Source organism: Streptococcus sp. HMSC063B03 (assembly GCF_001836965.1).
Taxonomy (GTDB): Bacteria; Bacillota; Bacilli; order Lactobacillales; family Streptococcaceae; genus Streptococcus; species Streptococcus pneumoniae_F.
Genome location: NZ_KV831054.1, coordinates 1 through 25,429, shown reverse-complemented (window position 1 = coordinate 25,429; position 25,429 = coordinate 1). Strand labels below are relative to the sequence as shown.

General features: G+C 42.1%; 23 protein-coding genes. 20 read left to right on the top strand and 3 right to left on the bottom strand.

The features are described 5' to 3' along the window. Positions 1 to 21: 21 nt before the first annotated feature. The 6 genes from clpX to whiA are packed head-to-tail and all read left to right on the top strand — an operon-like array spanning position 22 to position 5,064. On the top strand, positions 22 to 1,254 hold the full coding sequence (gene clpX / locus HMPREF2628_RS07865) for an ATP-dependent Clp protease ATP-binding subunit ClpX (RefSeq protein ID WP_012972566.1): 1,233 nt from the start codon (positions 22 to 24) through the stop codon (positions 1,252 to 1,254). A gap of 8 nt (positions 1,255 to 1,262) precedes the next feature. Continuing rightward, a complete protein-coding gene (yihA, locus tag HMPREF2628_RS07860) occupies positions 1,263 to 1,850 on the top strand; it encodes a ribosome biogenesis GTP-binding protein YihA/YsxC (RefSeq protein WP_000422605.1) in 588 nt (195 codons plus the stop codon). 9 nt (positions 1,851 to 1,859) lie between these two features. Then, positions 1,860 to 2,240: a RidA family protein gene (locus HMPREF2628_RS07855; protein WP_001140420.1), complete on the top strand. Its 381-nt coding sequence runs from the start codon at positions 1,860 to 1,862 to the stop codon at positions 2,238 to 2,240. A gap of 51 nt (positions 2,241 to 2,291) precedes the next feature. Further along, positions 2,292 to 3,182, top strand: a complete 891-nt coding sequence (gene rapZ, locus HMPREF2628_RS07850; RefSeq protein WP_020903049.1) for an RNase adapter RapZ — start codon at positions 2,292 to 2,294, stop codon at positions 3,180 to 3,182. Beyond that, on the top strand, positions 3,179 to 4,156 hold the full coding sequence (locus tag HMPREF2628_RS07845) for a YvcK family protein (protein WP_070842828.1): 978 nt from the start codon (positions 3,179 to 3,181) through the stop codon (positions 4,154 to 4,156). The genes rapZ and HMPREF2628_RS07845 overlap by 4 nt, the downstream gene beginning before the upstream one ends. Continuing rightward, complete coding sequence (gene whiA / locus HMPREF2628_RS07840) at positions 4,153 to 5,064, top strand: DNA-binding protein WhiA (RefSeq protein WP_004262315.1); 912 nt, start codon at positions 4,153 to 4,155, stop codon at positions 5,062 to 5,064. The genes HMPREF2628_RS07845 and whiA overlap by 4 nt, the downstream gene beginning before the upstream one ends. Positions 5,065 to 5,097: 33 nt before the next feature. On the opposite strand, the gene HMPREF2628_RS07835 is transcribed toward whiA, so the two are convergent. Next, positions 5,098 to 6,066 carry an NAD(P)/FAD-dependent oxidoreductase gene (locus HMPREF2628_RS07835; protein WP_070842827.1) on the bottom strand — a complete coding sequence of 323 codons (969 nt, stop codon included), beginning with the start codon at positions 6,064 to 6,066 and terminating at the stop codon, positions 5,098 to 5,100. 138 nt (positions 6,067 to 6,204) lie between these two features. Here HMPREF2628_RS07835 and cdaA point away from each other — a divergent pair, with 138 nt between their 5' ends. From cdaA to HMPREF2628_RS07795, 8 genes are all read left to right on the top strand, one after another. Beyond that, entirely contained in the window at positions 6,205 to 7,062 is an 858-nt protein-coding gene (gene cdaA, locus HMPREF2628_RS07830; protein ID WP_049491656.1) for a diadenylate cyclase CdaA, read from the top strand. After that, on the top strand, positions 7,049 to 7,828 hold the full coding sequence (locus HMPREF2628_RS07825) for a CdaR family protein (RefSeq protein WP_042750804.1): 780 nt from the start codon (positions 7,049 to 7,051) through the stop codon (positions 7,826 to 7,828). Before cdaA ends, HMPREF2628_RS07825 begins: the two co-directional genes overlap by 14 nt. Positions 7,829 to 7,852: 24 nt before the next feature. Continuing rightward, complete coding sequence (glmM, locus tag HMPREF2628_RS07820) at positions 7,853 to 9,205, top strand: phosphoglucosamine mutase (protein ID WP_049487012.1); 1,353 nt, start codon at positions 7,853 to 7,855, stop codon at positions 9,203 to 9,205. A gap of 73 nt (positions 9,206 to 9,278) precedes the next feature. Continuing rightward, positions 9,279 to 9,653 carry a DUF1149 family protein gene (locus HMPREF2628_RS07815; RefSeq protein WP_049487011.1) on the top strand — a complete coding sequence of 125 codons (375 nt, stop codon included), beginning with the start codon at positions 9,279 to 9,281 and terminating at the stop codon, positions 9,651 to 9,653. A 1-nt stretch (position 9,654) separates the two neighbouring features. Beyond that, positions 9,655 to 10,503: a DegV family protein gene (locus tag HMPREF2628_RS07810; RefSeq protein WP_070842826.1), complete on the top strand. Its 849-nt coding sequence runs from the start codon at positions 9,655 to 9,657 to the stop codon at positions 10,501 to 10,503. A 267-nt stretch (positions 10,504 to 10,770) separates the two neighbouring features. Then, complete coding sequence (gene dapB / locus HMPREF2628_RS07805) at positions 10,771 to 11,538, top strand: 4-hydroxy-tetrahydrodipicolinate reductase (RefSeq protein ID WP_070842825.1); 768 nt, start codon at positions 10,771 to 10,773, stop codon at positions 11,536 to 11,538. Then, a complete protein-coding gene (locus HMPREF2628_RS07800; RefSeq protein ID WP_083320547.1) occupies positions 11,535 to 12,734 on the top strand; it encodes a CCA tRNA nucleotidyltransferase in 1,200 nt (399 codons plus the stop codon). Before dapB ends, HMPREF2628_RS07800 begins: the two co-directional genes overlap by 4 nt. Further along, a complete protein-coding gene (locus HMPREF2628_RS07795; RefSeq protein WP_070842823.1) occupies positions 12,731 to 14,602 on the top strand; it encodes an ABC-F family ATP-binding cassette domain-containing protein in 1,872 nt (623 codons plus the stop codon). The genes HMPREF2628_RS07800 and HMPREF2628_RS07795 overlap by 4 nt, the downstream gene beginning before the upstream one ends. Positions 14,603 to 14,638: 36 nt before the next feature. Here HMPREF2628_RS07795 and mntE read toward each other — a convergent pair whose 3' ends face one another. Then, positions 14,639 to 15,823, bottom strand: a complete 1,185-nt coding sequence (mntE, locus tag HMPREF2628_RS07790; RefSeq protein ID WP_070842822.1) for a CDF family manganese efflux transporter MntE — start codon at positions 15,821 to 15,823, stop codon at positions 14,639 to 14,641. A gap of 295 nt (positions 15,824 to 16,118) precedes the next feature. Between mntE and HMPREF2628_RS07785 the strand changes: the two genes are divergently transcribed. From HMPREF2628_RS07785 to yaaA, 5 genes are all read left to right on the top strand, one after another. Further along, a complete protein-coding gene (locus HMPREF2628_RS07785; protein ID WP_070842821.1) occupies positions 16,119 to 18,815 on the top strand; it encodes a cation-translocating P-type ATPase in 2,697 nt (898 codons plus the stop codon). A gap of 113 nt (positions 18,816 to 18,928) precedes the next feature. After that, positions 18,929 to 19,339 carry a peptide deformylase gene (locus HMPREF2628_RS07780; protein ID WP_070479899.1) on the top strand — a complete coding sequence of 137 codons (411 nt, stop codon included), beginning with the start codon at positions 18,929 to 18,931 and terminating at the stop codon, positions 19,337 to 19,339. An 11-nt stretch (positions 19,340 to 19,350) separates the two neighbouring features. Next, positions 19,351 to 20,946: a hypothetical protein gene (locus tag HMPREF2628_RS07775; RefSeq protein ID WP_070842820.1), complete on the top strand. Its 1,596-nt coding sequence runs from the start codon at positions 19,351 to 19,353 to the stop codon at positions 20,944 to 20,946. A gap of 2 nt (positions 20,947 to 20,948) precedes the next feature. Further along, positions 20,949 to 21,059 carry a DUF3953 domain-containing protein gene (locus tag HMPREF2628_RS10560; protein ID WP_083320548.1) on the top strand — a complete coding sequence of 37 codons (111 nt, stop codon included), beginning with the start codon at positions 20,949 to 20,951 and terminating at the stop codon, positions 21,057 to 21,059. Positions 21,060 to 21,137: 78 nt separating this feature from the next. Further along, on the top strand, positions 21,138 to 21,866 hold the full coding sequence (gene yaaA, locus HMPREF2628_RS07770; protein ID WP_070842819.1) for a peroxide stress protein YaaA: 729 nt from the start codon (positions 21,138 to 21,140) through the stop codon (positions 21,864 to 21,866). Between the two features lie 51 nt (positions 21,867 to 21,917). On the opposite strand, the gene HMPREF2628_RS07765 is transcribed toward yaaA, so the two are convergent. Then, a complete protein-coding gene (locus HMPREF2628_RS07765; protein ID WP_070842818.1) occupies positions 21,918 to 23,402 on the bottom strand; it encodes a virulence transcriptional activator PclR in 1,485 nt (494 codons plus the stop codon). Positions 23,403 to 23,619: 217 nt separating this feature from the next. Here HMPREF2628_RS07765 and HMPREF2628_RS07760 point away from each other — a divergent pair. Then, a partial coding sequence (locus HMPREF2628_RS07760; protein ID WP_142350512.1) for a pneumococcal collagen-like adhesin PclA occupies positions 23,620 to 25,429 on the top strand: 1,810 nt, incomplete at its 3' end.

Genomic DNA, 25,429 nt, shown 5'->3' with positions numbered 1-25,429 from the left:
AGAATAGAACGGAAGGAAATCATGCCTACAAATAGGAATAATGATATGATGGTTTATTGCTCATTTTGTGGCAAAAGCCAAGAAGAAGTACAAAAAATAATCGCAGGCAACAACGCCTTTATCTGTAATGAATGTGTGGAGTTGGCTCAGGAAATCATTCGAGAGGAGTTGGCGGAAGAAGTCTTGGCAGACTTGTCTGAAGTTCCAAAACCAATCGAACTCCTCCATATCTTGAACCACTATGTAATCGGTCAAGATCGTGCCAAGCGTGCCTTGGCAGTAGCTGTTTACAACCACTACAAACGCATCAATTTCCACGATACGCGTGAAGAGTCAGAAGATGTGGATTTGCAGAAGTCAAATATCTTGATGATTGGGCCAACCGGTTCAGGAAAAACTTTTCTTGCCCAGACCTTGGCTAAGAGCTTGAATGTGCCTTTTGCGATTGCGGATGCAACAGCTCTTACTGAGGCTGGTTATGTTGGTGAGGATGTGGAAAATATCCTCCTCAAACTCCTGCAGGCTGCTGACTTTAACATTGAACGTGCAGAGCGTGGCATTATCTACGTGGATGAAATTGATAAGATTGCCAAGAAGAGCGAGAACGTGTCTATCACACGTGATGTTTCTGGTGAAGGGGTGCAACAAGCCCTTCTCAAGATTATCGAGGGAACTGTTGCTAGCGTGCCGCCTCAAGGTGGACGAAAACATCCGCAACAAGAGATGATTCAAGTAGATACCAAAAACATCCTCTTCATCGTGGGTGGTGCCTTTGATGGTATTGAAGAAATCGTCAAACAACGTCTGGGTGAAAAAGTCATCGGATTTGGTCAAAACAATAAAGCGATTGATGAAAACAGCTCTTACATGCAAGAAATCATCGCTGAAGATATTCAAAAATTTGGTATTATCCCTGAGTTGATTGGACGTTTGCCTGTCTTTGCAGCTCTTGAGCAATTAACGGTTGATGACTTGGTGCGCATTTTGAAAGAGCCAAGAAATGCTTTGGTGAAACAGTACCAAACCTTGCTTTCTTACGATGATGTCGAGTTGGAATTTGACGACGAAGCTCTTCAAGAGATTGCCAATAAAGCCATCGAACGCAAAACTGGTGCGCGTGGTCTTCGCTCCATCATCGAAGAAACCATGCTGGATGTCATGTTTGAAGTACCAAGTCAGGAAAATGTGAAATTGGTCCGCATCACTAAAGAAGCTGTCGATGGAACGGATAAACCAATCCTAGAAACAGCCTAGAGGTGACTATGGAACTTAATACACACAATGCAGAAATCTTGCTCAGTGCGGCGAATAAATCCCACTATCCGCAGGATGAACTGCCAGAGATTGCCCTAGCAGGGCGTTCCAATGTTGGTAAATCTAGCTTTATCAACACTATGCTGAACCGTAAGAATCTAGCCCGAACATCAGGGAAACCTGGTAAAACCCAGCTTCTCAACTTCTTTAACATTGATGACAAGATGCGCTTTGTAGATGTGCCTGGTTATGGCTATGCCCGCGTTTCTAAAAAGGAACGTGAAAAGTGGGGGCGCATGATTGAGGAGTACCTAACAACTCGGGAAAATCTCCGTGCTGTGGTCAGTTTGGTGGACCTTCGTCATGACCCGTCAGCAGATGATGTACAGATGTATGAATTTCTCAAATACTATGAGATTCCGGTCATCATCGTTGCGACTAAGGCAGACAAGATTCCTCGTGGTAAGTGGAACAAGCATGAATCAGCAATTAAGAAGAAATTAAACTTTGACCCAAGTGACGACTTTATCCTCTTTTCATCTGTCAGCAAGGCAGGGATGGATGAGGCTTGGGATGCAATTTTAGAAAAATTATGAGGTAAAGAAATGGCAAAAACAATTCATACAGACAAAGCTCCAAAGGCTATCGGACCATATGTTCAAGGAAAAATCGTTGGCAACCTTTTGTTTGCTAGTGGTCAAGTTCCTCTATCTCCTGAAACTGGGGAAATCGTTGGAGAAACGATCCAAGAACAGACAGAACAAGTCTTGAAAAACATCGGTGCTATTTTGGCAGAAGCAGGAACAGACTTTGACCATGTTGTCAAAACAACTTGCTTCTTGAGCGATATGAACGACTTTGTTCCTTTTAACGAGGTTTACCAAACGGCCTTTAAAGAGGAATTTCCAGCTCGTTCAGCTGTGGAGGTAGCTCGTCTTCCTCGTGATGTAAAAGTCGAAATCGAAGTCATCGCAGAGATTGGATAAGCTAGTTGAAGTTTGGTGTTGCCAAACTTCTTTTGATATAAGGAGAAAAAGATGACAAAGAAACAACTTCACTTGGTGATTGTGACAGGAATGAGTGGTGCAGGGAAAACAGTTGCCATTCAGTCCTTCGAAGATTTGGGTTATTTTACTATTGATAATATGCCTCCAGCTCTCTTGCCTAAGTTCTTGCAGTTGGTGGAAACAAAGGAAGACGACCATAAGTTGGCCTTGGTAGTAGATATGCGTAGCCGTTCTTTCTTCTCAGAGATTCAAGCTGTTTTGGATGAGTTGGAAAACAAGGAAGAACTGGACTTTAAAATTCTCTTTTTGGATGCAGCTGATAAGGAATTGGTCGCTCGTTACAAGGAAACCAGACGGAGTCACCCACTAGCTGCAGATGGACGGATTTTGGATGGCATCAAGCTGGAACGTGAACTCTTGGCGCCTTTGAAAAATATGAGCCAAAATGTGGTGGATACAACTGAACTTACTCCTCGTGAACTGCGTAAAACCATTGCAGAGCAGTTTTCTGATCAGGAACAAGCCCAGTCTTTCCGTATCGAAGTCATGTCTTTTGGCTTTAAATATGGAATCCCGATTGATGCAGACTTGGTTTTTGATGTCCGTTTCTTGCCAAATCCATACTACCTTCCAGAACTGCGAAACCAAACGGGTGTAGATGAACCAGTTTATGACTATGTCATGAATCACCCTGAGTCAGAAGACTTCTATCAACATTTGTTGGCCTTGATTGAGCCGATTTTGCCAAGTTACCAAAAGGAAGGTAAGTCCGTTTTGACCATTGCCATGGGTTGTACGGGTGGGCAACACCGTAGTGTGGCCTTTGCTAAACGCTTGGCGCAGGACTTATCCAAGAATTGGCCTGTTAATGAAGGGCATCGCGACAAAGACCGAAGAAAGGAAACGGTAAACCGTTCATGAGAAAACCAAAGATAACGGTGATTGGTGGAGGGACTGGGATCCCCGTCATTCTTAAAAGTCTGCGTGAAAAAGATGTGGAAATCGCTGCTATCGTAACGGTGGCCGATGATGGTGGTTCATCAGGTGAACTCCGAAAAAATATGCAACAATTGACACCGCCAGGAGATCTCCGCAATGTCCTTGTGGCCATGTCGGATATGCCTAAGTTTTATGAGAAAGTCTTTCAGTATCGCTTTTCTGAAGATGCAGGAGCCTTTGCTGGTCATCCATTGGGTAATCTCATCATTGCTGGCTTGTCAGAAATGCAGGGTTCGACCTATAATGCCATGCAGTTGTTGAGCAAATTTTTCCATACCACTGGGAAGATTTATCCTTCCAGTGACCATCCTTTGACCCTTCATGCAGTCTTTCAGGATGGGACAGAAGTGGCTGGAGAGAGTCATATTGCAGACCATCCAGGCATGATTGACCATGTCTATGTGACCAATACCCTCAACGATGATACGCCTCTGGCTAGCCGTCGAGTAGTGCAGACCATTCTTGAAAGTGACATGATTGTCCTCGGACCTGGTTCCCTCTTTACCTCGATTTTGCCCAATATCGTGATTAAGGAAATCGGGCAGGCGCTTTTGGAAACCAAGGCAGAAATCGCCTATGTCTGCAATATCATGACCCAACGTGGGGAGACGGAACACTTTACAGATAGTGATCACGTAGAGGTCTTGCATCGTCACCTTGGTCGACCTTTTATCGATACTGTCTTGGTGAATATCGAAAAAGTGCCTCAGGAATACATGAATTCCAACCGTTTTGATGAATACTTGGTGCAGGTGGAACATGATTTTTCTGGTCTTTGTAAGCAAGTTCCACGCGTGATTTCATCCAACTTCCTTCGTCTGGAAAATGGGGGTGCCTTCCACGATGGGGATTTGATTGTGGATGAGTTGATGCGGATTATACAGGTGAGAAAATGAGTTTCACAGTAGCAGTAAAAGAAGAAATCTTAGGTCAACACCATCTGAGCCGGCATGAATTATCTGCCATTATCAAAATGTCTGGAAGTATCGGTCTCTCGACTTCGGGCTTGACCTTGTCAGTTGTGACAGAAAATGCCAAACTGGCTCGTCACCTCTACGAGTCCTTTCTCCATTTCTACGAAATCAAATCGGAAATTCGCCACCACCAACGGAGCAATCTTCGCAAGAATCGAGTCTATACCGTTTTTACAGATGAAAAGGTGCAGGACTTGTTGAGTGATTTGCACTTGGCAGACTCTTTCTTTGGCCTGGAAACAGGTATTGATGAGGAGATTTTATCAGATGAGGAAGCAGGTCGTGCTTATCTTTGTGGCGCTTTCTTGGCAAATGGAAGCATTCGTGACCCTGAGTCAGGCAAGTACCAGTTGGAAATCAGTTCTGTTTATCTGGACCACGCGCAAGGGATTGCCTCTCTTCTCCAGCAGTTTTTGCTGGATGCCAAGGTGCTTGAGCGCAAAAAGGGAGCTGTGACCTATCTCCAGCGTGCTGAAGATATTATGGACTTCTTGATTGTCATCGGAGCTATGCAGGCACGTGATGATTTTGAGCGGGTTAAGATTTTACGAGAAACTCGTAATGACCTCAATAGGGCCAATAATGCCGAGACAGCTAATATCGCTCGGACAGTTTCTGCCAGCATGAAGACTATCAACAATATCAGTAAAATCAAAGATATCATGGGCTTAGAAAATCTGCCAGTGGATTTGCAGGAGGTAGCGCAACTGCGGATTCAGCACCCAGACTACTCTATCCAGCAGTTGGCAGACAGCCTCAGCACCCCTCTGACCAAAAGTGGTGTCAACCACAGACTTAGAAAAATCAATAAGATAGCCGATGAATTATAAAACCACGAATCGCATTTGACTCGTGGTTCTTTTTTATAAACTAGTAGAGTGTTTTGGTTGTACTTTTTGCTCAGGGTCAATGTAGTTGATGGCATTGTTGACAGCAGTTGGAGCTTCTCCCAGTCCTGTTGCAATCAAATCAATTTTTCCGTCATAGTAGCAGCAGTCACCGATAGCATAGATACCTGCTTGGCTGGATTCCTGTTTGCTGTTGACGATAATCTTGTGGCGGTTGAGGTCCAGACCCCAGTTTTTAAGGTTACCAACAGAAGATTTGAAACCATAGTTGACAAAGAGGTGGTCTAGGTCAATAGTTTCTGTTTCATCAGATTTAACTTTTGTGATTTCCAACTTGTCAAGCATTTTTCCATCTCCAAGGAGTTGGCTAGGAACGAATGGTGTCTTGATGGATACAGATGATTCTTGTAAGGCTTGGACACTGTGTTCCAAGGCGCGGAAATTATCTCTGCGGTGAACAAGGGTAGTTGGTGCAATTTTTTCAAAAGCCAAAGCCCAATCCACAGCCGAGTCCCCCCCACCAAGAATCGTTACTTTCTTACCAGCGTATTGCTGAATGTTGGAAACATGATAGTGGATATTTTCATAGCCCTCAACGCCTTCTAATTCCAGCGGACGAGGTTTAAAGGCACCGCCCCCCATAGCAATGATAACAGTTTTAGACAGGTGATTTCCTTTAGAAGTTGTGATGACAAAGACTTCTTCTTGTTTTTCAATCTCAAGAACCGTTTCATTGAGATGAATAGGGGTATCAAAGCCATTTAGTTGTTCAATCAAGCGGTTGGTCAACTCTTCTCCAGTCAGGTTTGGGAATCCCGGTACGTCTAGAATTTCCTTTTCAGGATAGAGAATAGCAGGTTGTCCACCTAGTTGCGGAAGGGAGTCGATGATTTGAACTTTAGCTTGGCGTAGGTGGGCATAGAAGGCTGCAAAGAGCCCGACAGGACCGCCACCTACAATAGTGATATCATAGAGTTGAGACATGGTTTCTCCTTTGTTTTTTCTAGTCAGTTTATTTTATCATATTTTTTCTTTAATTTAAAATGAAGTAGGATAGGGAAAAAAATGCCAGAAAAATGGTATAATAGAAAGGAACGTGTTTGGACAGAGAGGAGACAGCAGATGAACTTTCAACAATTATCCAACCTGCAATATTGGACTAGCTTGTTTTCTAGTCCTTGGAGTATTGCCATCAATCTGTTTGATATTTTGATTGTGGCCTATATTTTATATCGTTTTACAAAAGCGATAGCTGGCACCAAGATTATGATTTTGGTGCGTGGGGTCGTGATCTTTGTATTAGCCCAGGTTGTAGCCAATATCCTTGGTTTAACAACGATTTCTTGGTTGATTAATCAAATTATCACCTATGGGGTTATTGCTGCGGTTGTTATCTTCTCTCCAGAGATTCGGACTGGTTTGGAACGCTTGGGAAGGGCGACAGATTTCTTTTCTACTGCTCAAATTAGTGCAGAAGAGCAAATGATTCGTGCCTTTGTCAAGTCGGTTGAATATATGAGTCCTCGTAAGATTGGTGCTCTGGTTGCCATCCAACGAGTTCGGACCTTGCAAGAATACATTGCGACAGGGATTCCTTTGGATGCCAATATTTCAGCTGAACTCCTTATTAATATCTTTATCCCCAACACTCCCCTACACGATGGTGCTGTGATTATCAGAGAAAATCGGATTGCAGTCACCTCTGCCTATCTGCCCTTGACAGAAAGCACAGGGATTTCAAAGGAATTTGGGACCAGACATCGGGCGGCTATCGGTTTGTCAGAAGTATCCGATGCCTTGACCTTCATCGTCTCAGAGGAAACAGGTGGCATTTCTATTACCTATAACGGTGTTTTCAAGCACGACTTGACGATTGAAGAATTTGAAGCAGAGCTACGAGCAATTCTTTTGCCAGCCGTTGAGGAAAAAGTCAGTTTCAAGGACCGTTTGTTAGGAGGTTGGAAATATGAGAAAAAATAGTCTATACATCATTTCATCTCTCTTTTTTGCTTGTATCTTATTCATCTATGCAACGTCAACCAACTTTCAAAATAGTAATACCGCAAGGCAGGTTAAATCAGAAACATACACCAATACGATAACGAACGTTCCTATTGTTATTCACTATGATGATGACCAGTATTTCATTAGCGGATTTGCATCAGAAGTTTCAGTGGTATTAACCGGAGCCAATCGTGTGACCTTGGCCAGCGAAATGCAGGAGAGCACTCGTAAGTTTAAGGTAACTGCTGATTTGACGGATGCCAGTGTTGGAACGATTGAAGTTCCCTTGAATATTGAAAATCTTCCAAGTGGATTGACCGCTGTGGCAACGCCTCAAAAGATTACAGTGAAAGTTGGGAAGAAGGTTAAGCGAGATGGGATGCTTGTTGTGCCACAAGTTGACCAAAGCCAGATTGATCCCAAGTTACAAATTGATAGTATAACCGTGTCAAACGAACGAGTTTCGGTCACAACTGACCAGGAAACATTAGCTAAGATTGACAAAGTTATTGCGCTTTTACCAACCAGCGAACGAATAACAGGTAATTACAGTGGTTCAGTACCTTTGCAGGCAATCGATCGCAATGGTGTTGTCTTACCGGCAGTTATTACTCCGTTCGACACGACAATGAAGGTGACTACAAAACCAGTAGCACCAAGTTCAAGCACATCAAATTCAACAACAAGCAGTTCGTCGGAGACATCTTCGTCAACGAAAGCAACTAGTTCAAAAACGAATTAAAAATAGGAAAAGGATTTTATAAAAATGGGTAAATATTTTGGGACTGATGGAGTCCGTGGAGAAGCTAACGTAGAATTAACGCCAGAATTGGCCTTTAAACTAGGACGTTTTGGAGGCTATGTTCTTAGCCAACATGAAACGGAAGCACCGAAAGTTTTTGTAGGACGCGATACACGTATTTCTGGGGAAATGCTAGAATCTGCCTTGGTAGCTGGTCTTCTTTCAGTTGGTATTCACGTATACAAACTAGGTGTTTTGGCAACACCAGCAGTAGCTTACTTGGTAAAAACTGAAGGAGCAAGTGCTGGTGTCATGATTTCTGCTAGCCACAATCCAGCCCTTGATAACGGAATTAAGTTCTTTGGCGGTGATGGCTTCAAACTGGACGATGAAAAAGAAGCAGAAATTGAAGCCTTGCTAGACGCTGCGGAAGATACTCTTCCTCGTCCAAGTGCAGAAGGCTTGGGAACCTTGGTAGATTATCCAGAAGGCTTGCGTAAGTATGAAGGCTATCTTGTTTCAACTGGAACTCCTCTTGAGGGAATGAAGGTTGCCTTGGACACAGCAAACGGTGCGGCTTCTACAAGTGCTCGTCAAATCTTTGCAGACCTTGGCGCTCAATTAACTGTTATCGGGGAAACACCAGATGGTCTTAACATCAACCTTAATGTTGGTTCAACTCACCCAGAAGCTCTTCAAGATGTGGTCAAAGAAAGCGGCTCAGCTATTGGTTTGGCCTTTGACGGAGACAGTGACCGTTTGATTGCTGTTGATGAAAATGGCGACATCGTTGATGGTGACAAGATTATGTACATCATCGGGAAATACCTTTCTGAAAAAGGACAATTGGCCCAAAATACAATCGTGACAACTGTTATGTCCAACCTTGGTTTCCACAAGGCCTTGGACCGTGAAGGCATTAACAAGGCAGTCACTGCAGTTGGCGACCGCTATGTTGTGGAAGAAATGAGAAAATCAGGCTACAACCTCGGTGGTGAACAGTCTGGTCACGTCATCTTGATGGACTACAATACAACGGGTGATGGTCAATTATCAGCTGTCCAATTGACAAAAATCATGAAGGAAACTGGTAAGAGCTTGTCAGAGTTGGCTGCAGAAGTAACTATCTATCCACAAAAATTAGTCAATATCCGAGTGGAAAATGCCATGAAGGAAAAGGCTATGGAAGTTCCAGCTATCAAGGCTATCATCGAGAAGATGGAAGAAGAAATGGCAGGGAATGGGCGTATTCTTGTTCGCCCAAGTGGAACAGAGCCCCTTTTGCGTGTCATGGCAGAAGCGCCTACAACAGAAGAAGTGGACTACTATGTTGATACTATCGCAGATGTAGTTCGAGCTGAAATCGGGATTGACTAAATCCTAGAAAACTAGATGAAAATAAAAAATTATGGTACAATAGCTTATAATATTGTAGCCAAGGGAGAAAGACATGAATCTTAAACGTGAACAAGAATTTGTTAGTCAGTATCATTTTGATGCGCGTAATTTTGAATGGGAAAATGAAAATGGAGCTCCTGAAACTAAGGTGGATGTGAACTTCCAATTACTCCAACATGACCAAGAAAATCAAGTGACATCTTTAGTGGTTGTCTTAAGTTTTATGATTGTCTTTGACAAATTTGTTATCAGTGGAACGATTTCCCAAGTTAACCATGTAGAAGGTCGTATTGTAAATGAACCAAGTGAGTTTAATCAAGAAGAAGTGGAAACTTTGGCTCGTCCATGTTTGAACATGCTTAACCGTTTGACTTACGAAGTAACTGAAATTGCATTAGACTTACCAGGAATCAATTTGGAGTTCTAATATGAAACTAGCTGTTATCACAGATTCTTCTGCCTATCTCAGTGCAAAGACCTTGCAAAGAGAAGATTTGTATGTCTTGGATATTCCTGTCAATATTGATGGTGAGGAGTATGTCGAAGGCATCAATCTGACTGCTGAGGAATTTTACCAAAAAATGGCTCAGGCTTCTGAATTGCCTAAGACCAGTCAACCAAGCATTGCCAAGTTAGATGAAATCTTGACTTCGCTCAAAGAACAAGGCTATACCCATGTCTTGGGGCTTTTCCTATCTTCTGGAATTTCAGGTTTTTACCAAAATATCCAGTATATGATAGAAGAATATGAGGGCTTAACCATTGCCTTCCCAGACACTTTGATTACAAGTGCTCCTCTGGGTATCATGGTTGAAAGTGTCTTTAACTGGCGAGACCAGGGCGATGATTTTGCCATTATTCAGGATAAGCTAGCTATTCAGATTAGTCACACATCTGCTTTCATCATGGTGGATGACTTGGACCACTTGGTGAAAGGTGGACGCCTTTCAAATGGAGCTGCTATTTTGGGCAATCTGCTAAGCATTAAGCCAATTCTTTATTTCAACGACCAAGGTGTGATTGAAGTGTACGAAAAAGTTCGTACTGAAAAGAAAGCAACCAAGCGTTTAATTGAGATTATCAAGGAAGCCACAGCTTCAGGCCAATACCGTATCATTGTCATTCACGGAAATGCTCCTGAAAAGGCTGAGGAATTGCGTCAGCACTTACTTGAATCTGGAGTAGGTACGGATGTTTCACTTGCTACATTTGGTAGTGTCATTGGAACACACCTAGGAGCAGGAAGCATTGCTCTAGGCTATATTCCAGTGATTTAGTTGGGACTTTTAGCTTAGTTAAGAAGTTAACAAATGAACACGCCTGAAACCTTGTGTGAAAAAGATAGTTCTTCCAAGGAGTATCTACTCATTGATCAGAACTCCTATTTTCACGTTGTGCTCTTACAGGCTTTGTATCTTAGAAATTGAACACGGACTACCTGCCTCTTGAAAAAAGATGCCTGTCTTGCCTTTCATGGAAAGTCAGCGTCATTCCCTATTTTTCAAGGGCAGCTATCGTCCTTTGTATCTTAGTCAGGAGTAGAGATGAGTATTCGAGTAATTATTGCTGGTTTTAAGGGAAAGATGGGCCAAGCTGCTTGTCAGATGGTCTTGGCTGATTCAGACTTGGACTTGGTAGCAGTTTTGTATCCCTTTGAGTCTGAGTCAGAATGGCAGGGAATTCCTGTTTTCAAGGATAAGGCTGATTTAGCAGGCTTTGAAGCGGATGTCTGGGTAGATTTTACTACTCCAACTGTTGCCTACGAAAATACACGTTTTGCTCTTGAAAATGGTTTTGCTCCAGTGGTTGGAACGACAGGCTTTACTAGTGAAGAAATTGCAGAACTAAAAGCATTTTCTCGTGAACAAAATTTGGGTGGCTTGATCGCTCCTAATTTTGCCTTAGGTGCTGTTTTACTCATGCAATTTGCGACGCAGGCTGCCAAATATTTCCCAAATGTGGAGATTATCGAGCTTCATCATGACAAGAAAAAGGATGCACCGAGTGGAACTGCTATTAAAACAGCTGAGTTAATGGCAGAAGTTCGAGAGTCTATCCAGCAGGGTGCAGCAGATGAGGAAGAATTGATTGCAGGTGCTCGTGGTGCTGACTTTGATGGCATGCGCATCCACTCAGTTCGTTTGCCAGGCTTGGTAGCCCATCAGGAAGTCATCTTTGGCAATCAGGGAGAAGGATTGACACTCCGTCATGACTCCTATGATCGCAGCTCCTTCATGACAGGGGTGAATTTGGGAATTAAAGAAGTTGTCAAGCGTCATGAGCTTGTCTATGGATTAGAACACTTATTATGAGATTAACGCAAATGCCTTCTGAATTTCAGAAGGCTTTACCAGTATTAGAAAAAATTAAAGAAGCAGGTTTTGAGGCCTATTTTGTTGGAGGTTCTGTTCGAGATGCCCTCCTCAATCGTCCTATCCATGATGTGGATATTGCGACGTCTTCTTATCCAGAAGAAACCAAGCAGATTTTTCCGCGAACAGCCGATATCGGAATCGAGCATGGAACTGTCTTGGTCTTAGATGGGGACGAGGAGTATGAGGTGACTACTTTTCGGACAGAGGATGTCTATGTGGACTATCGCAGACCCAGTGCGGTCTCTTTTGTGCGCTCGCTAGAAGAAGACCTCAAACGCCGTGATTTCACAGTCAACGCCTTTGCCTTGGACGATACAGGAGAAATCATTGACTTGTTTCATGGTTTAGAAGATTTGGAAAAGCAAGTCTTACGAGCAGTTGGAGTGGCAAGTGAGCGTTTCAACGAAGATGCTTTGCGGATTATGCGTGGTTTCCGTTTTCAAGCCAGTCTTGGTTTTGAACTTGAGACAGAAACGTTTAAAGCAATGAAGACCTTGACGCCACTTTTGGAGAAAATTTCTGTGGAGCGTACCTTCGTTGAGTTTGATAAACTCTTGCTGGCTCCATTTTGGAGAAGGGGTTTGGCTTCCATGATTGAGAGTCAAGCTTATGACTATCTCCCTGATATGGCAGCTAGCCAGGACAAGCTCAATAGACTGTTTGATTTGGAGACTGATTTCACCTTTAAATCCTCTGAACAAGCCTGGACAGCTCTACTGTGGGCTTTGGAGATTGAAAATGCACAGCCATTTTTGAAGGCTTGGAAGACCTCACGTCAATTTGCCAAGCAGGTACAGGATTTACTGACTATTTTGGCCTTGCGTGAAAAGGGAGAATTGAGCAAGCGCGATTGTTATCGCTTTGATTTAGATTTACTTTTACAGGCTGAAAATCTTCGTCAGGCTCAAGGAAAAGAAGTTAACCCGCAAGTCATCACAGAAACTTACCAGAGTCTGACCATTCATGATAAGAAAGAAATTCAGATTAATGGTGGTATTTTGATCAAGGAATATGGTTATCAGCCGGGCCCAGATTTGGGAGAGATTTTAACAGAGATTGAATATGCCATTGTCGATGGAGAATTGGAAAATGACTGTCAAGCCATCCATGCTTATCTGAGGGAGAAAAAATGAGTGATTTTATTGTTGAAAAACTAAGTAAATCCGTCGGTGATAAGACCGTTTTTAAGGATATTTCCTTTATCATCCATGACCTAGACAGAATTGGTCTGATTGGTGTCAATGGAACAGGGAAGACCACCCTTTTAGATGTTCTTTCTGGTGTTTCTGGATTTGATGGGGATGTTAGTCCTTTTTCAGCTAAGAATGATTACCAGATTGGTTACTTGACTCAAGACCCTGATTTTGATGATAGCAAGACGGTCTTGGATACGGTTCTATCTAGTGAACTAAAGGAAATCCAGCTCATTCGTGAGTATGAACTCCTCATGCTCAACTATAGTGAGGACAAGCAGGCACGGCTGGAACGGGTTATGGCTGAAATGGACTCTCTCCAAGCATGGGAAATTGAGAGTCAGGTCAAGACCGTTCTCAGCAAGCTGGGTATTCAGAATTTATCTACTCCAGTTGGGGAATTGTCAGGTGGTCTAAGAAGACGGGTCCAGTTGGCGCAAGTTTTACTTGGTAACCACGACCTCTTGCTTCTGGATGAGCCGACCAACCATTTGGATATTGCGACTATTGAGTGGCTGACCCTCTTTTTGAAAAATTCTAAGAAGACCGTCCTTTTTATCACCCACGATCGCTATTTCCTAGACGCTTTGTCAACTCGGATTTTCGAATTGGATCGCGCAGGCTTGACCGAATATCAGGGCAATTATCAGGACTATGTTCGCCTAAAGTCAGAACAGGATGAGCGCGACGCGGCTCTTCTTCACAAAAAAGAGCAACTCTACAAACAAGAATTGGCCTGGATGCGCAGACAACCGCAGGCGCGTGCGACCAAGCAGCAGGCTCGTATCAATCGTTTCCATGATCTGAAGAAGGAAATTTCAGGCGGCGTTGCTGAGACAGACTTGACCATGAACTTTGAAACCAGTCGGATTGGGAAGAAAGTCATCGAGTTTCAGGATGTTTCCTTTGCCTATGAAAACAAGCCTATTTTGCAAGATTTTAATCTCTTGGTGCAGGCTAAAGACCGTATCGGAATCGTTGGGGACAACGGTGTTGGAAAATCAACTCTCCTTAACTTGATTGCAGGCATTCTTGAGCCGACAGCAGGACAAGTTGTGATTGGGGAAACTGTTCGCATCGCCTATTTCTCTCAGCAAATTGAGGGCTTGGATGAAAGCAAGCGAGTGATCAATTACCTGCAGGAAGTGGCAGAGGAGGTCAAGACCAGTGGCGGTTCTGCCACTTCCATTGCTGAGCTGCTAGAGCAGTTCCTCTTCCCACGTTCGACTCATGGAACCTTAATTGAGAAATTGTCTGGTGGAGAGAAAAAACGACTTTATCTCCTCAAATTGCTCTTGGAAAAACCAAATGTTCTTCTTTTAGATGAGCCAACCAATGATTTGGATATTGCAACCTTGACAGTTTTGGAGAATTTCTTGCAAGGTTTTGCTGGTCCAGTTTTGACTGTTAGTCACGACCGCTATTTCTTGGATAAGGTAGCGACTAAGATTCTGGCTTTTGAGGATGGCAAGATTCGTCCTTTCTTTGGTCATTACACCGACTATCTTGATGAAAAAGCCTTTGAAACAGAGATGGTCAATCAAGTGCAAAAGGCTGAAAAGGAGAAGGTCGTCAAGGTCAGAGAAGACAAGAAACGTATGACCTACCAAGAAAAGCAGGAGTGGGCAAGTATTGAATGTGATATTGAAGCCTTGGAAAATTGTATCGCTGCGATTGAAGAGAAAATGCAGGCCAACGGCTCTGACTTTGGTAAGCTGGCTACTCTCCAAAAAGAATTGGAAGAGAAAAACGAAGCACTCCTTGAAAAATACGAGCGCTATGAGTATCTCAGTGAATTTGATAGTTAGAAGAATAGAAAAATCCCGTCTCATGACAGGATTTCTCTATTCTTTTTTTGTTTCTTGGTGAAAGATATTTTGCCAGGTTTCGTGGCGACGCCAGATACTGGTATGGACGATACCATCTAACTCATAGGAGATGAGTTTGGTCTTCTGACTGATGGAATTGATCTGGATGTCCTTGATAGCAGCATTCAACTCTTTCTCGGCCTTATAAGCCTCTTTATCCATCTGCTCTCCATCCTGGCGAATATAGACAAAATCATCAGCCAAGAGTTCTTCCAGTTGATTTCCTTGGTCAATCAATTGCTCGCGCATGAGCAATTTTTTATAGACATTGTCTAAAATTTCATCCTCAGGGATAGGTGCTGGCTCGATATGGACATCGGTATCAAAGACTCCAAAACGTTCCTCCAGCATAGACTCGACCTGATCTGCAATCTCGTGACTCTCAAAAACAGACAAGTCAGGATTCATTTCTAGCGTAATATCGAGGTAGATGTTGCTACCATAGGTACGGCCTCTTTGCGATTTGACCTTACTGATTTTGGGAATTTCCATAATGGCCTTTTGATAATCCTCAAGCAAACGGTCGTCAAAGCCATCTGAAAGGCTAAAGGAGGACTCGATGAAGATATCATAGGCCGTTTTCAAGATAAAGAAAGTGATGATAATGGCAACCAGTTTATCCACAATCGGATAATTGAAACTGCTGGCTAGGATGGCGATGGTAGTTCCAAGTGAAGTAACAGCATCTGAAAGATTGTCTTGGGCGGCAGCCTTTAATGCCTTGGAGTTGGATTTCTTACTGAGGCGAGTGTTGTAGAGATAAACCACAAACATAATCGCTGCAGAAATGATTCCTAGAGTTGCACCAAGAGGATCAATGACCGTTTCTTCTCGGCTGAGAATCTTTTGAATGGTATCCCTTAGTACATCAAAGCCGACATAGAACATGATGATAGAAGTGATCAAGCTAGCCAAATCTTCAATCTTCCAGTGGCCAAAACGGTGGTCACGGTCGGCAGGCTGGCGCGCCATCCGTATCCCAATCAAGAGGGCAACATTTCCAATGATGTCCGACACGTTGTTGAAACCATCTGCCACCAAACTGGATGAATGGAGGAGATGGCCAGTTGCTAATTTTGCTGCAGACAAGATCAAATAGGTCGAAATACTGATAATGGCACCACGTTCCGCCAACTTGAGATTTGAAATAGATTGCTTCATTCAACTTCCTTTCTAGTCACATAGCATTCTACCATTATACTGGTTTTCAAGGGAAAATTCAAATAAGGCAGTTTTTACTCTTTGAAAACTTTTCAAAATTTGGTATAATAGTACTACTCAAGGGAGTAGCTGGCAGAAACCTGTGATAGTGTCGTCATTCCGAATTTTATACTGAAGAGTATGCTTTCCGGCCCTATCTTAAACAGCGAGACTTGTTATGATTTTTGTTTGTCGTGAAAAGATGCGATGAGGGAAAAGAGAGTCTGTTTTGCACACAATGTCAAGGAGGAGACACATGTCAAAAGAACAAAAACGCCAAGCGTTTTACACTCAGAGTCCTGAAGAGGTCTTGAAGGCTGTGGATGCGACCGAGCAAGGTTTGTCATCAAGTGAGGCGGAAAAGCGCCTTGCCGAATTTGGCCACAATGAACTCGAAGAAGGCGAGAAACGATCAATCCTGGTCAAATTTATTGAGCAATTTAAGGATTTGATGATTATCATCCTAGTTGCGGCAGCAATCTTGTCAGTCGTGACTTCTGGTGGGGAAGATATCGCAGATGCCATTATCATCCTAGCTGTGGTTATCATCAACGCTGCCTTTGGTGTTTACCAAGAAGGGAAAGCAGAAGAAGCTATCGAAGCCCTCAAATCCATGTCTAGTCCAGCTGCCCGCGTTCTTCGTGATGGGCATATGGCGGAGATTGACTCTAAAGAATTGGTACCTGGAGATATCGTTGCCCTTGAAGCAGGTGATGTAGTACCAGCGGATCTTCGTTTATTAGAAGCTAACTCTCTTAAAATTGAAGAAGCAGCTCTTACAGGTGAGTCTGTGCCAGTCGAAAAAGACTTGACAGTCGAGCTTACTGCAGATGCTGGTATTGGTGATCGTGTGAATATGGCCTTCCAAAACTCTAACGTAACCTATGGTCGTGGTCTTGGTGTTGTTGTCAATACAGGGATGTACACGGAAGTTGGTCATATCGCTGGCATGCTTCAAGATGCGGATGAGACGGATACACCACTTAAACAAAACTTGAACAACCTTTCTAAGGTCTTGACCTATGCTATCTTGGTCATTGCCCTTGTTACTTTTGTAGTGGGTGTCTTCATTCAAGGGAAAAATCCACTTGGTGAGTTGATGACCTCTGTTGCCCTTGCTGTTGCAGCTATCCCAGAAGGGCTCCCAGCTATCGTAACTATCGTTCTTGCCCTAGGTACTCAAGTTTTGGCCAAACGTAGCTCTATCGTTCGTAAGTTGCCAGCAGTAGAAACACTTGGTTCAACTGAAATCATCGCTTCTGATAAGACTGGTACGCTGACTATGAACAAGATGACAGTCGAAAAAGTCTTCTACGATGCAGTCCTACATGACTCAGCTGATGACATTGAACTAGGTCTTGAAATGCCTCTTCTTCGTTCAGTTGTCTTGGCCAATGATACGAAAATTGATGTGGAAGGCAACCTGATTGGTGACCCAACAGAAACAGCCTTCATCCAGTATGCCTTGGATAAGGGTTACGATGTCAAAGGTTTCTTAGAGAAATATCCACGCGTGACTGAGTTGCCATTTGACTCTGACCGTAAGCTCATGTCAACGGTTCACCCATTGCCAGATGGTAAATTCCTTGTGGCGGTTAAAGGTGCGCCAGACCAACTTTTAAAACGTTGTGTTCTTCGTGATAAGGCTGGGGATATTGCTCCGATTGATGAGAAGGTTACAAACCTCATCCATACAAACAACTCTGAAATGGCCCACCAAGCCTTGCGTGTCCTTGCAGGTGCTTATAAGATTATCGATAGCATTCCAGAAAACCTGACTTCTGAAGAGCTTGAAAATGATTTAATCTTTACTGGTTTGATTGGGATGATTGACCCTGAACGCCCTGAAGCTGCTGAGGCTGTTCGTGTAGCCAAGGAAGCTGGCATCCGTCCAATCATGATTACGGGTGATCACCAAGATACTGCAGAAGCTATTGCCAAACGTTTGGGAATCATTGATGCAAATGATACAGAAGGACACGTTTTAACCGGTGCTGAACTCAACGAACTATCTGATGAAGACTTTGAAAAAGTAGTTGGTCAATACTCTGTTTATGCCCGTGTGTCTCCAGAACACAAGGTTCGTATCGTCAAGGCTTGGCAAAAACAAGGTAAAGTCGTTGCCATGACAGGTGACGGTGTCAATGATGCGCCAGCTCTGAAAACAGCAGACATCGGTATCGGTATGGGAATCACTGGTACAGAGGTTTCTAAGGGGGCTTCTGACATGATTCTTGCAGATGATAACTTTGCGACTATCATCGTTGCAGTGGAAGAAGGACGTAAGGTCTTCTCAAACATTCAAAAGACTATTCAGTATCTACTTTCTGCCAATACTGCTGAAGTATTAACTATCTTCCTATCAACCTTGTTTGGTTGGGACGTCTTGCAGCCAGTTCATCTTTTGTGGATCAACTTGGTAACCGATACTTTCCCAGCAATTGCACTAGGTGTTGAACCTGCTGAGCCTGGTGTTATGAACCATAAACCACGTGGACGCAAGGCAAGCTTCTTCTCAGGTGGTGTTTTGAGTTCTATCATCTATCAAGGTGTACTCCAAGCAGCTATTGTTATGAGTGTTTATGGCCTTGCTCTTCTTTACCCAGTTCACGTGGGTGATAATCATGCCATTCGTGCAGATGCCCTTACTATGGCTTTTGCAACACTTGGTTTGATTCAGCTCTTCCATGCCTACAATGTGAAATCTGTTTACCAATCCATCTTGACAGTTGGCCCATTCAAGTCTAAGACCTTCAACTGGTCTATCTTGGTATCCTTCATCCTTCTCATGGCAACAATCGTCGTAGAACCGCTTGAAGGTATCTTCCACGTAACCAAACTAGACTTGTCTCAATGGGGAATTGTTATGGCTGGAAGCTTCTCAATGATTATCATTGTCGAAATCGTTAAATTTATCCAACGTAAACTCGGTTTTGACAAGAATGCGATTTAAAAAAAGTCATCTTCGGATGGCTTTTTGTTACAGTTGAGGGAAAGGGCTTGCAGTTATCGGCTTTTGTGCTATAATTGCTATAATATAGTAAAAAGAAAGAGGAGTGTGAGGAAGTGGAGAAGAAAATTGTAAAGGATATCTTATTTTTATCTCAGGTGTCTCAACCGGCAAGTCAAGAAGATCTTTATCTTGCCAAAGATTTGCAGGATACACTCTTAGAAAATCGCGAGACCTGTGTTGGTCTGGCTGCCAATATGATTGGGGTGCAGAAGCGCGTGATTATCTTTAATCTTGGCCTGGTTCCTGTGGTCATGTTTAACCCAGTGCTCCTGTCCTTTGAAGGACCTTATGAGACAGAAGAAGGCTGTTTGTCCTTGACAGGTGAGAGACCGACGACCCGTTATGAAATGATTACGGTGTCCTATCGTGACAGCAAGTGGAAGGAACAGACCATTACTTTGACAGGCTTCCCAGCTCAGATTTGCCAGCATGAACTGGATCACTTGGAAGGACGAATCATTTAGGAGGAAAGTAAATGAAACGAATAGTCTTTGAACTTATTTTTATCGTAACGACCTGGTATATCTTTTTACCGCCTCTTAACCTGACCAGCTGGGAATTTCTTTTTTTCCTCTGTGGGCATTTGCTGCTTGTGGCTATTTTATTTGGCTTTGGCAAGGGAATCAATCTGGTCAAAACAGTTCATGTGCGCCACGGCAAGGCGGAAGCTGCTTTAAATTTTGAGGGTTTCAAAATCAATCGGTTAGGGAAAGTTCTTTTTGCTTCTATTGGAGGAATTCTTATCTTGGCTGGTTTAGTTTCCTTGGTGACCTCCAGCATTTTTCAGGCTAAAAATTATGCCAATGTAGTCACGGTGACGGAAAAAGACTTTACTGAATTTCCTAAGACTGACACCAGTAAGGTTCCTATCTTAGATAGAAGTACCGCTGAAAAAATTGGTGACCGCTACTTGGGTTCCCTAACAGATAAGGTGTCGCAGTACGTAGCGGCAGACACCTATACCCAATTGACAGTTGATGGGAAGCCTTATCGGGTTACACCACTAGAATACGCAGATCCTATCAAATGGTTTAACAATCAGGCCAAGGGAATCGGCGAATATATCAAGGTGGATATGGTAACCGGGAATGCGGACTTGGTGGAATTGAAGACACCAATTAAGTATTCGGACTCGGAGTATTTTAACCGTGATGTCAAACGCCACCTGCGCTTGAAGTACCCAACTAAAATCTTCAAGACTCCATCTTTTGAGGTGGACGATGAGGGCAATCCTTTCTATGTAGCAACGGTTTACCAAAAGCAATTTGGACTGGCGGTTCCTCGTCCTATTTCAGTCATCATCTTGGATGCCACAAATGGAGAAAGTAAGGAATATAGTCTAGCTGATGTCCCAGAGTGGGTAGATCGTGTTTATCCAGCTGAGGAAACCATCGAGCAAATCAACTACAACGGCAAGTACAAGGATGGTTTCTGGAATGCCATGATTTCCAAGAAAAACGTGACCCAGACTACCAAGGGATATAATTATTTGTCTATCGGTAATGATATTTACCTCTACACAGGTGTGACATCGGCCAATGCAGATGAGAGTAACCTTGGTTTCATCCTTGAAAACATGCGAACAGGAGAAATCACCAAGTACAGCTTGGCTTCAGCAACCGAAGAATCAGCCCGTGAATCAGCCGAAGGTGCTGTTCAGGAGAAATCCTACAAGGCAACCTTCCCAATCCTCATCAACCTCAATGACAAGCCTCTCTACATCATGGGCTTGAAGGACAATGCTGGCTTGGTTAAAGAGTATGCTCTGGTAGATGCAGTCGAGTACCAAAATGTTATCGTAGCTACTACAGTAGAAGAACTGCTCAGCAAGTACGCCAATAAAAACGACCTTGAAATTGATAATGAAACGACAGAAAGTATCAAGGGTGTGGTGGCAGACCTCAAATCAGCTGTTATCAAGGGCGACACCGTCTACTTCTTTAAAGTTGATGGTAAGATATACAAGGTCAAGGCCTCAGTATCTGATGACCTCCCTTACCTTGAAAATGGTAAAACCTTCGAAGGTCAAGTCGGAAAAGATAACTATCTTAAGACATTTAAAGTTCAGTAAAAATAGGTTTTTCTCAGTTCAAGGAGAAAAATGTTAAATTCTTATCTATCTTAACAAGTTTAGCTGGCATTGCCCTTGTTCTCGTGGCTGTCTGGTTAGGATGGCCAAAATAAATAGAGAAACCTCGGTCAAACCGAGGTTTTTTAGATGAATTTCTTGGTAGTGGCAAAAAAATATGCTACACTATTAATATGAAAATTTTAATCCCAACAGCAAAAGAAATGAACACAGATTTACCAAGTATTGAAGCCACTCCTTTAAAGCCAGAAAGTCAGGCCGTGCTTGATGCCTTGGCTCTCTATTCTGCTAGTCAATTGGAGAGTTTTTACAAGGTATCAGCTGAAAAGGCGGCGGAAGAATTTCAACATATCCAAGCTTTGAAAAGGCAAACTGCTCAATACTATCCAGCTCTGAAACTTTTTGATGGGCTAATGTACCGCCACATTAAGCGAGACAAATTGAACGATGCAGAACAGGCCTATCTTGAAAATCATGTTTTTATTACTTCGGCTTTGTACGGTGTCGTTCCGGCCTTGTCACCCATAGCCCCTCACCGTTTGGACTTTTTGATGAAATTAAAGGTCGCTGGTAAGACTTTGAAGAGCCATTGGAAGCAAGTCTATGATGAGGCTGTGAAGCAGGAAAAAGTGATTTTCTCCCTCTTGTCATCCGAGTTTGAGACTGTATTTTCTAAGGAAATCAGAGAAAAAATGGTGACCTTCAAATTCATGGAGGACAAGGGTGGTCAGCTGAAGATTCATTCAACCATTTCTAAGAAAGCGCGTGGTGCCTTCCTGACAGCGCTGATAGAAAATCAAGTACAAACGGTGGAGGAAGCTCGTCGCTTAAGCTTTGCAGGATTTACCTACCGAGAAGATTTGTCCCAGCCACAGGAATTGGTTTTTGTAAAGGAAGTATAGAAAATAGATAAAAGAAAAAGTCAGCAGTATTATGCTGACTTTTTTGATAACTTATAAAGTATTGGATATATGAATTTCATTTGATAAACAGTTAAGATGATTAACCAAATCCATGATTGACAGATGATTTCGACAAATAAACTTCTTGGTAATTCCTGGAATATAGAAATTAGACACGATGATATCGTAATCTGTCTGATTTAAAATCTCAGGACTTGTTTTCAATTCATCCCAAGTATCGAAGGTAAAGCGGTTATTACAGTAGTAGGAAAGCATATCAACAAAGGTAAGGGATATAGCATGGTCAAAGTTACTGATAATTAAAACCTTGATAGGTGGTCGATTTTCTAACAACTGAGTAGAGAGGTTTTCAGCATGGGTTAAGATGGTGTACATCAAGTGTTCCAACTGTTCAGGATGGTCATGCTGTCCAATTGCCTGACGGTATTGAGCCAGTTTTTGACGCGCACTCCCCATAAAGTCTGGGAAGTAAACTTCAAACTTTTTAATCGTCAATGCTTTTTGTTCAAATAAGATTGGGGTAGAAAAGATTTCCTGTCTTTCAAAGAAAGCGGTGTTGTGTAAATGCCAAATCAGCTCATCGTGGTTGGTAAAAGTAATCTTATATTGTTTTGATAGGCGTTCTAGTATTTGACTCAGTAATTGGTAAGAGTGTCTTGCTTCACTGTTCTCTTCTAAAGAGTTGAAGAATTCTTGAGGATCTAAGAAAATGTTACTTTGAATAAAGGAAATAAAAATTTGTGCAATGATATCTGGAGTGATTTCAAGTCCCAGTTTTTCAGAGAAATGGACAAGTATCTCCTCAAAGTTTGGAATACTCGCCAAAATAGGATAGTATTCATCATAGAAATGATTTGGTAAGTCGATAAAATGACCATTTTTGATGCGGTAAATACTGATAGCTATCATCAGTTTGTACATTCTATAAATTGAAAATCGCATTGGATAATTCGTAATTTTATAGAAGAAGTCAACAAACTCTGTTAAATCTTCCTCAGGAAGATCAGGAAAAGGCCAGTCTAAGAAATAATAGCGCTCAGAAAAGTATTGAGCAAAAAAATAGCGTATATCAATCTCATTCCCACGTATCTCGGATGGAGTAAAAGATAGTTCAATTTGGAATTGAGTTGATAGAGTTTTTGTAATATTTCTGCCCAGTCGATAGAGGTTGGCATTACTAGAGTGAAGATTTTCTATTGTTCGATAAATAGGTAGCCCATCATTAAAAAACAGATACTCTACTAATTGAAAAGATTGAGAATTAGCAAGAAAATATTGATAAATATCTTCTACACTAGTGTTAACTTCTAAATCTATCATGATTCCGTTAACAGAAGATTGGATGTCAATAGATGGAAAGGCAACACGTAATTCATTTAAATCACTTTTTAAGATTCGTTCTGTACATCCTAATTTTTCGGCTAGTTCATGCAATTTCATCCAATTACGATTCTGAATTAAGGTTTCCATTAAACGTAATTGTCTTTGAGCTTTTGTGGATAAAAGGTTGCGCATATTGGTAATTTCCTCCTATTTTCATTATATCATATTATTGTCTAAAGTGTACAAAAATGTCGGAGTAGAAAAAGTGTCTGAATTAGTCAGAAAAATTAGAATAATATAAGTGACTTTTAGGTACAAAAAGAGAATATATTAATTGTATAGAAAATATTGATTTATATATCAAATAGTTGTAGAGTAGGAACTATAAAATATTATCTAGGAGTTTAAAATGAAACATTCACATAAGAAATCATTTGACTGGTATAGCATGCAACAACGATACTCTATTCGTAAGTATCACTTTGGTGCAGCTAGTGTCTTGCTCGGGACAGCCTTAGTCTTGGGAACTGCTGCCAATGCGCAATCAGTACAAGCGGAGGAACAACATCCAGAAGCAACTAACAGTGTTTCTGTTGATAAGGTAGATGAAGCTACTAAACCAGCAGAAGTTTCTACACCTAAAAAAGAAACAACTTATGCAGCTCCAACTGTTGCGAACCCAGTAGAAACGACTCCAGCTAAAACTGAAGAAGCTACTAGACCAGCAGAAAAAGTTGAAGAAGCAAAAGATAAAAAAGAAGAAGTAACGCATCAAGATGCTGTTGACAAGTCAAAATTGTTAACGGCTCTTTCGCGTGCTAAAAAACTTGAGAGTAAGTTATATACAGAAGCAAGTGCTGCAAACTTGCAAGCAAGTATCCAAGCTGGTCAAAGCTTGCTTGGGAAAGCAGATGCAACTGAAGTTGAATTATCAGCAGCAGAGTCATCTATTCAATCGGCTATTATTGGTCTAGAACTTCGTTCTAACTCTGATAAAGGAACTGTATCAGAAACTCCTGTAGTGAAGAAAGCTGACGCTGCAGAAGCCAAAGAAGAAGCTAAACCAGTTGCAACAACTGATCGTTCAGCTGTTGATAGTACTGTTTTGCCAACTAGCACACCTGTTAAAGTAGAAGCTACGTCAAGACCTGCATCTACAAATGAACTTTTGAAACCAGCTCTTAGCCTTTCTGACGCTCGCCAAAATCCAGCTATCCGTAAAGAAGACTTGGATAAAGGGCACAGTGGCTTTAGAGCAGCTAGCAATCCAGCTAACCCAATTGTTTCAGGTTCTGGAAATACAGTTGCATTTACAGATATTAGTCAAGGTGGTCGTAGTTATAGTTTCCGTGGCTACGGAAACTCACGTGGTGGTAATTCAATTCATTACGATGTAACAACAGTACGTCAAGGTAATAGATTGAATTTCACAATTAGATATTCTGGTCCAGGTGAATTTGTTAATAATAACTTTATCTTGGACAAAGGGGATGGATTTGGAAATCCTTCAAATGCAACCATCACAACTCCAAGATTAAGAGAGCAATCAAAACCTATTAGCCAGGGTGCCAACTTCGTATCTCACTCAGGATACAGTATGACCTCTGCTACTTCAACAAATATGGAACAAACAATCAGATTTAGTTTGCCTATCATTAATCCAAATGGTGACTTGTCTGTTCGTTTGAAACCAGTTACTTTTAACGTGGACCAAGGTGGTGGCGGTGCCGCTACTAGCAATGACCCATACAGTAACTCCAACTATTATTACAGAGCAAATCCACTCCTCTTGGATGCAAATCCAAATGGTGGTACTAGTAACAAGACTGTTACAGAAGAACTTGAATTCCAAACTATCTATCTTCCAACTAGTAAATTGCCAGAAGGTGAGACTAGATTAGTTAGAGAAGGAGAAAAAGGACAACGTCAAATTACCTATAAAGTTCATCGATTAGGTAATGAAACAATCCTAGGCTTGCCAATTAGTAATAGAGTTACTAAAGAAGCTAAACCACGTATTGTTCAAATCGGTGTTGCTAAAGAATTCATTGAAACTGTAAAACCACGTGTTGATCAAAATAAAATCGGTGATACCAATAACCTCACTTTCTATCTTGATAATGATGGTAACGGTGTTTACACTGAAGGTGTAGACGAACTTGTTCAAAGAATTGCTATTAAAGATGGTGCTAAAGGTGAAAAAGGAGACCAAGGTGAAC

What these genes read in the sequence shown, in the direction of transcription:
- yaaA (WP_070842819.1), top strand. Translation starts at nt 21,138, where the DNA reads ATGAAAATTTTAATCCCAACAGCAAAAGAAATGAACACAGATTTACCA.
- HMPREF2628_RS07775 (WP_070842820.1), top strand. Translation starts at nt 19,351, where the DNA reads ATGAAACGAATAGTCTTTGAACTTATTTTTATCGTAACGACCTGGTAT.
- HMPREF2628_RS07815 (WP_049487011.1), top strand. Translation starts at nt 9,279, where the DNA reads ATGAATCTTAAACGTGAACAAGAATTTGTTAGTCAGTATCATTTTGAT.
- dapB (WP_070842825.1), top strand. Translation starts at nt 10,771, where the DNA reads ATGAGTATTCGAGTAATTATTGCTGGTTTTAAGGGAAAGATGGGCCAA.
- HMPREF2628_RS07855 (WP_001140420.1), top strand. Translation starts at nt 1,860, where the DNA reads ATGGCAAAAACAATTCATACAGACAAAGCTCCAAAGGCTATCGGACCA.
- clpX (WP_012972566.1), top strand. Translation starts at nt 22, where the DNA reads ATGCCTACAAATAGGAATAATGATATGATGGTTTATTGCTCATTTTGT.
- whiA (WP_004262315.1), top strand. Translation starts at nt 4,153, where the DNA reads ATGAGTTTCACAGTAGCAGTAAAAGAAGAAATCTTAGGTCAACACCAT.
- HMPREF2628_RS07825 (WP_042750804.1), top strand. Translation starts at nt 7,049, where the DNA reads ATGAGAAAAAATAGTCTATACATCATTTCATCTCTCTTTTTTGCTTGT.
- glmM (WP_049487012.1), top strand. Translation starts at nt 7,853, where the DNA reads ATGGGTAAATATTTTGGGACTGATGGAGTCCGTGGAGAAGCTAACGTA.
- HMPREF2628_RS07785 (WP_070842821.1), top strand. Translation starts at nt 16,119, where the DNA reads ATGTCAAAAGAACAAAAACGCCAAGCGTTTTACACTCAGAGTCCTGAA.
- HMPREF2628_RS07845 (WP_070842828.1), top strand. Translation starts at nt 3,179, where the DNA reads ATGAGAAAACCAAAGATAACGGTGATTGGTGGAGGGACTGGGATCCCC.
- HMPREF2628_RS07835 (WP_070842827.1), bottom strand. Translation starts at nt 6,066, where the DNA reads ATGTCTCAACTCTATGATATCACTATTGTAGGTGGCGGTCCTGTCGGG.
- yihA (WP_000422605.1), top strand. Translation starts at nt 1,263, where the DNA reads ATGGAACTTAATACACACAATGCAGAAATCTTGCTCAGTGCGGCGAAT.
- HMPREF2628_RS07795 (WP_070842823.1), top strand. Translation starts at nt 12,731, where the DNA reads ATGAGTGATTTTATTGTTGAAAAACTAAGTAAATCCGTCGGTGATAAG.
- cdaA (WP_049491656.1), top strand. Translation starts at nt 6,205, where the DNA reads ATGAACTTTCAACAATTATCCAACCTGCAATATTGGACTAGCTTGTTT.
- HMPREF2628_RS07810 (WP_070842826.1), top strand. Translation starts at nt 9,655, where the DNA reads ATGAAACTAGCTGTTATCACAGATTCTTCTGCCTATCTCAGTGCAAAG.
- rapZ (WP_020903049.1), top strand. Translation starts at nt 2,292, where the DNA reads ATGACAAAGAAACAACTTCACTTGGTGATTGTGACAGGAATGAGTGGT.
- mntE (WP_070842822.1), bottom strand. Translation starts at nt 15,823, where the DNA reads ATGAAGCAATCTATTTCAAATCTCAAGTTGGCGGAACGTGGTGCCATT.
- HMPREF2628_RS07800 (WP_083320547.1), top strand. Translation starts at nt 11,535, where the DNA reads ATGAGATTAACGCAAATGCCTTCTGAATTTCAGAAGGCTTTACCAGTA.
- HMPREF2628_RS07765 (WP_070842818.1), bottom strand. Translation starts at nt 23,402, where the DNA reads ATGCGCAACCTTTTATCCACAAAAGCTCAAAGACAATTACGTTTAATG.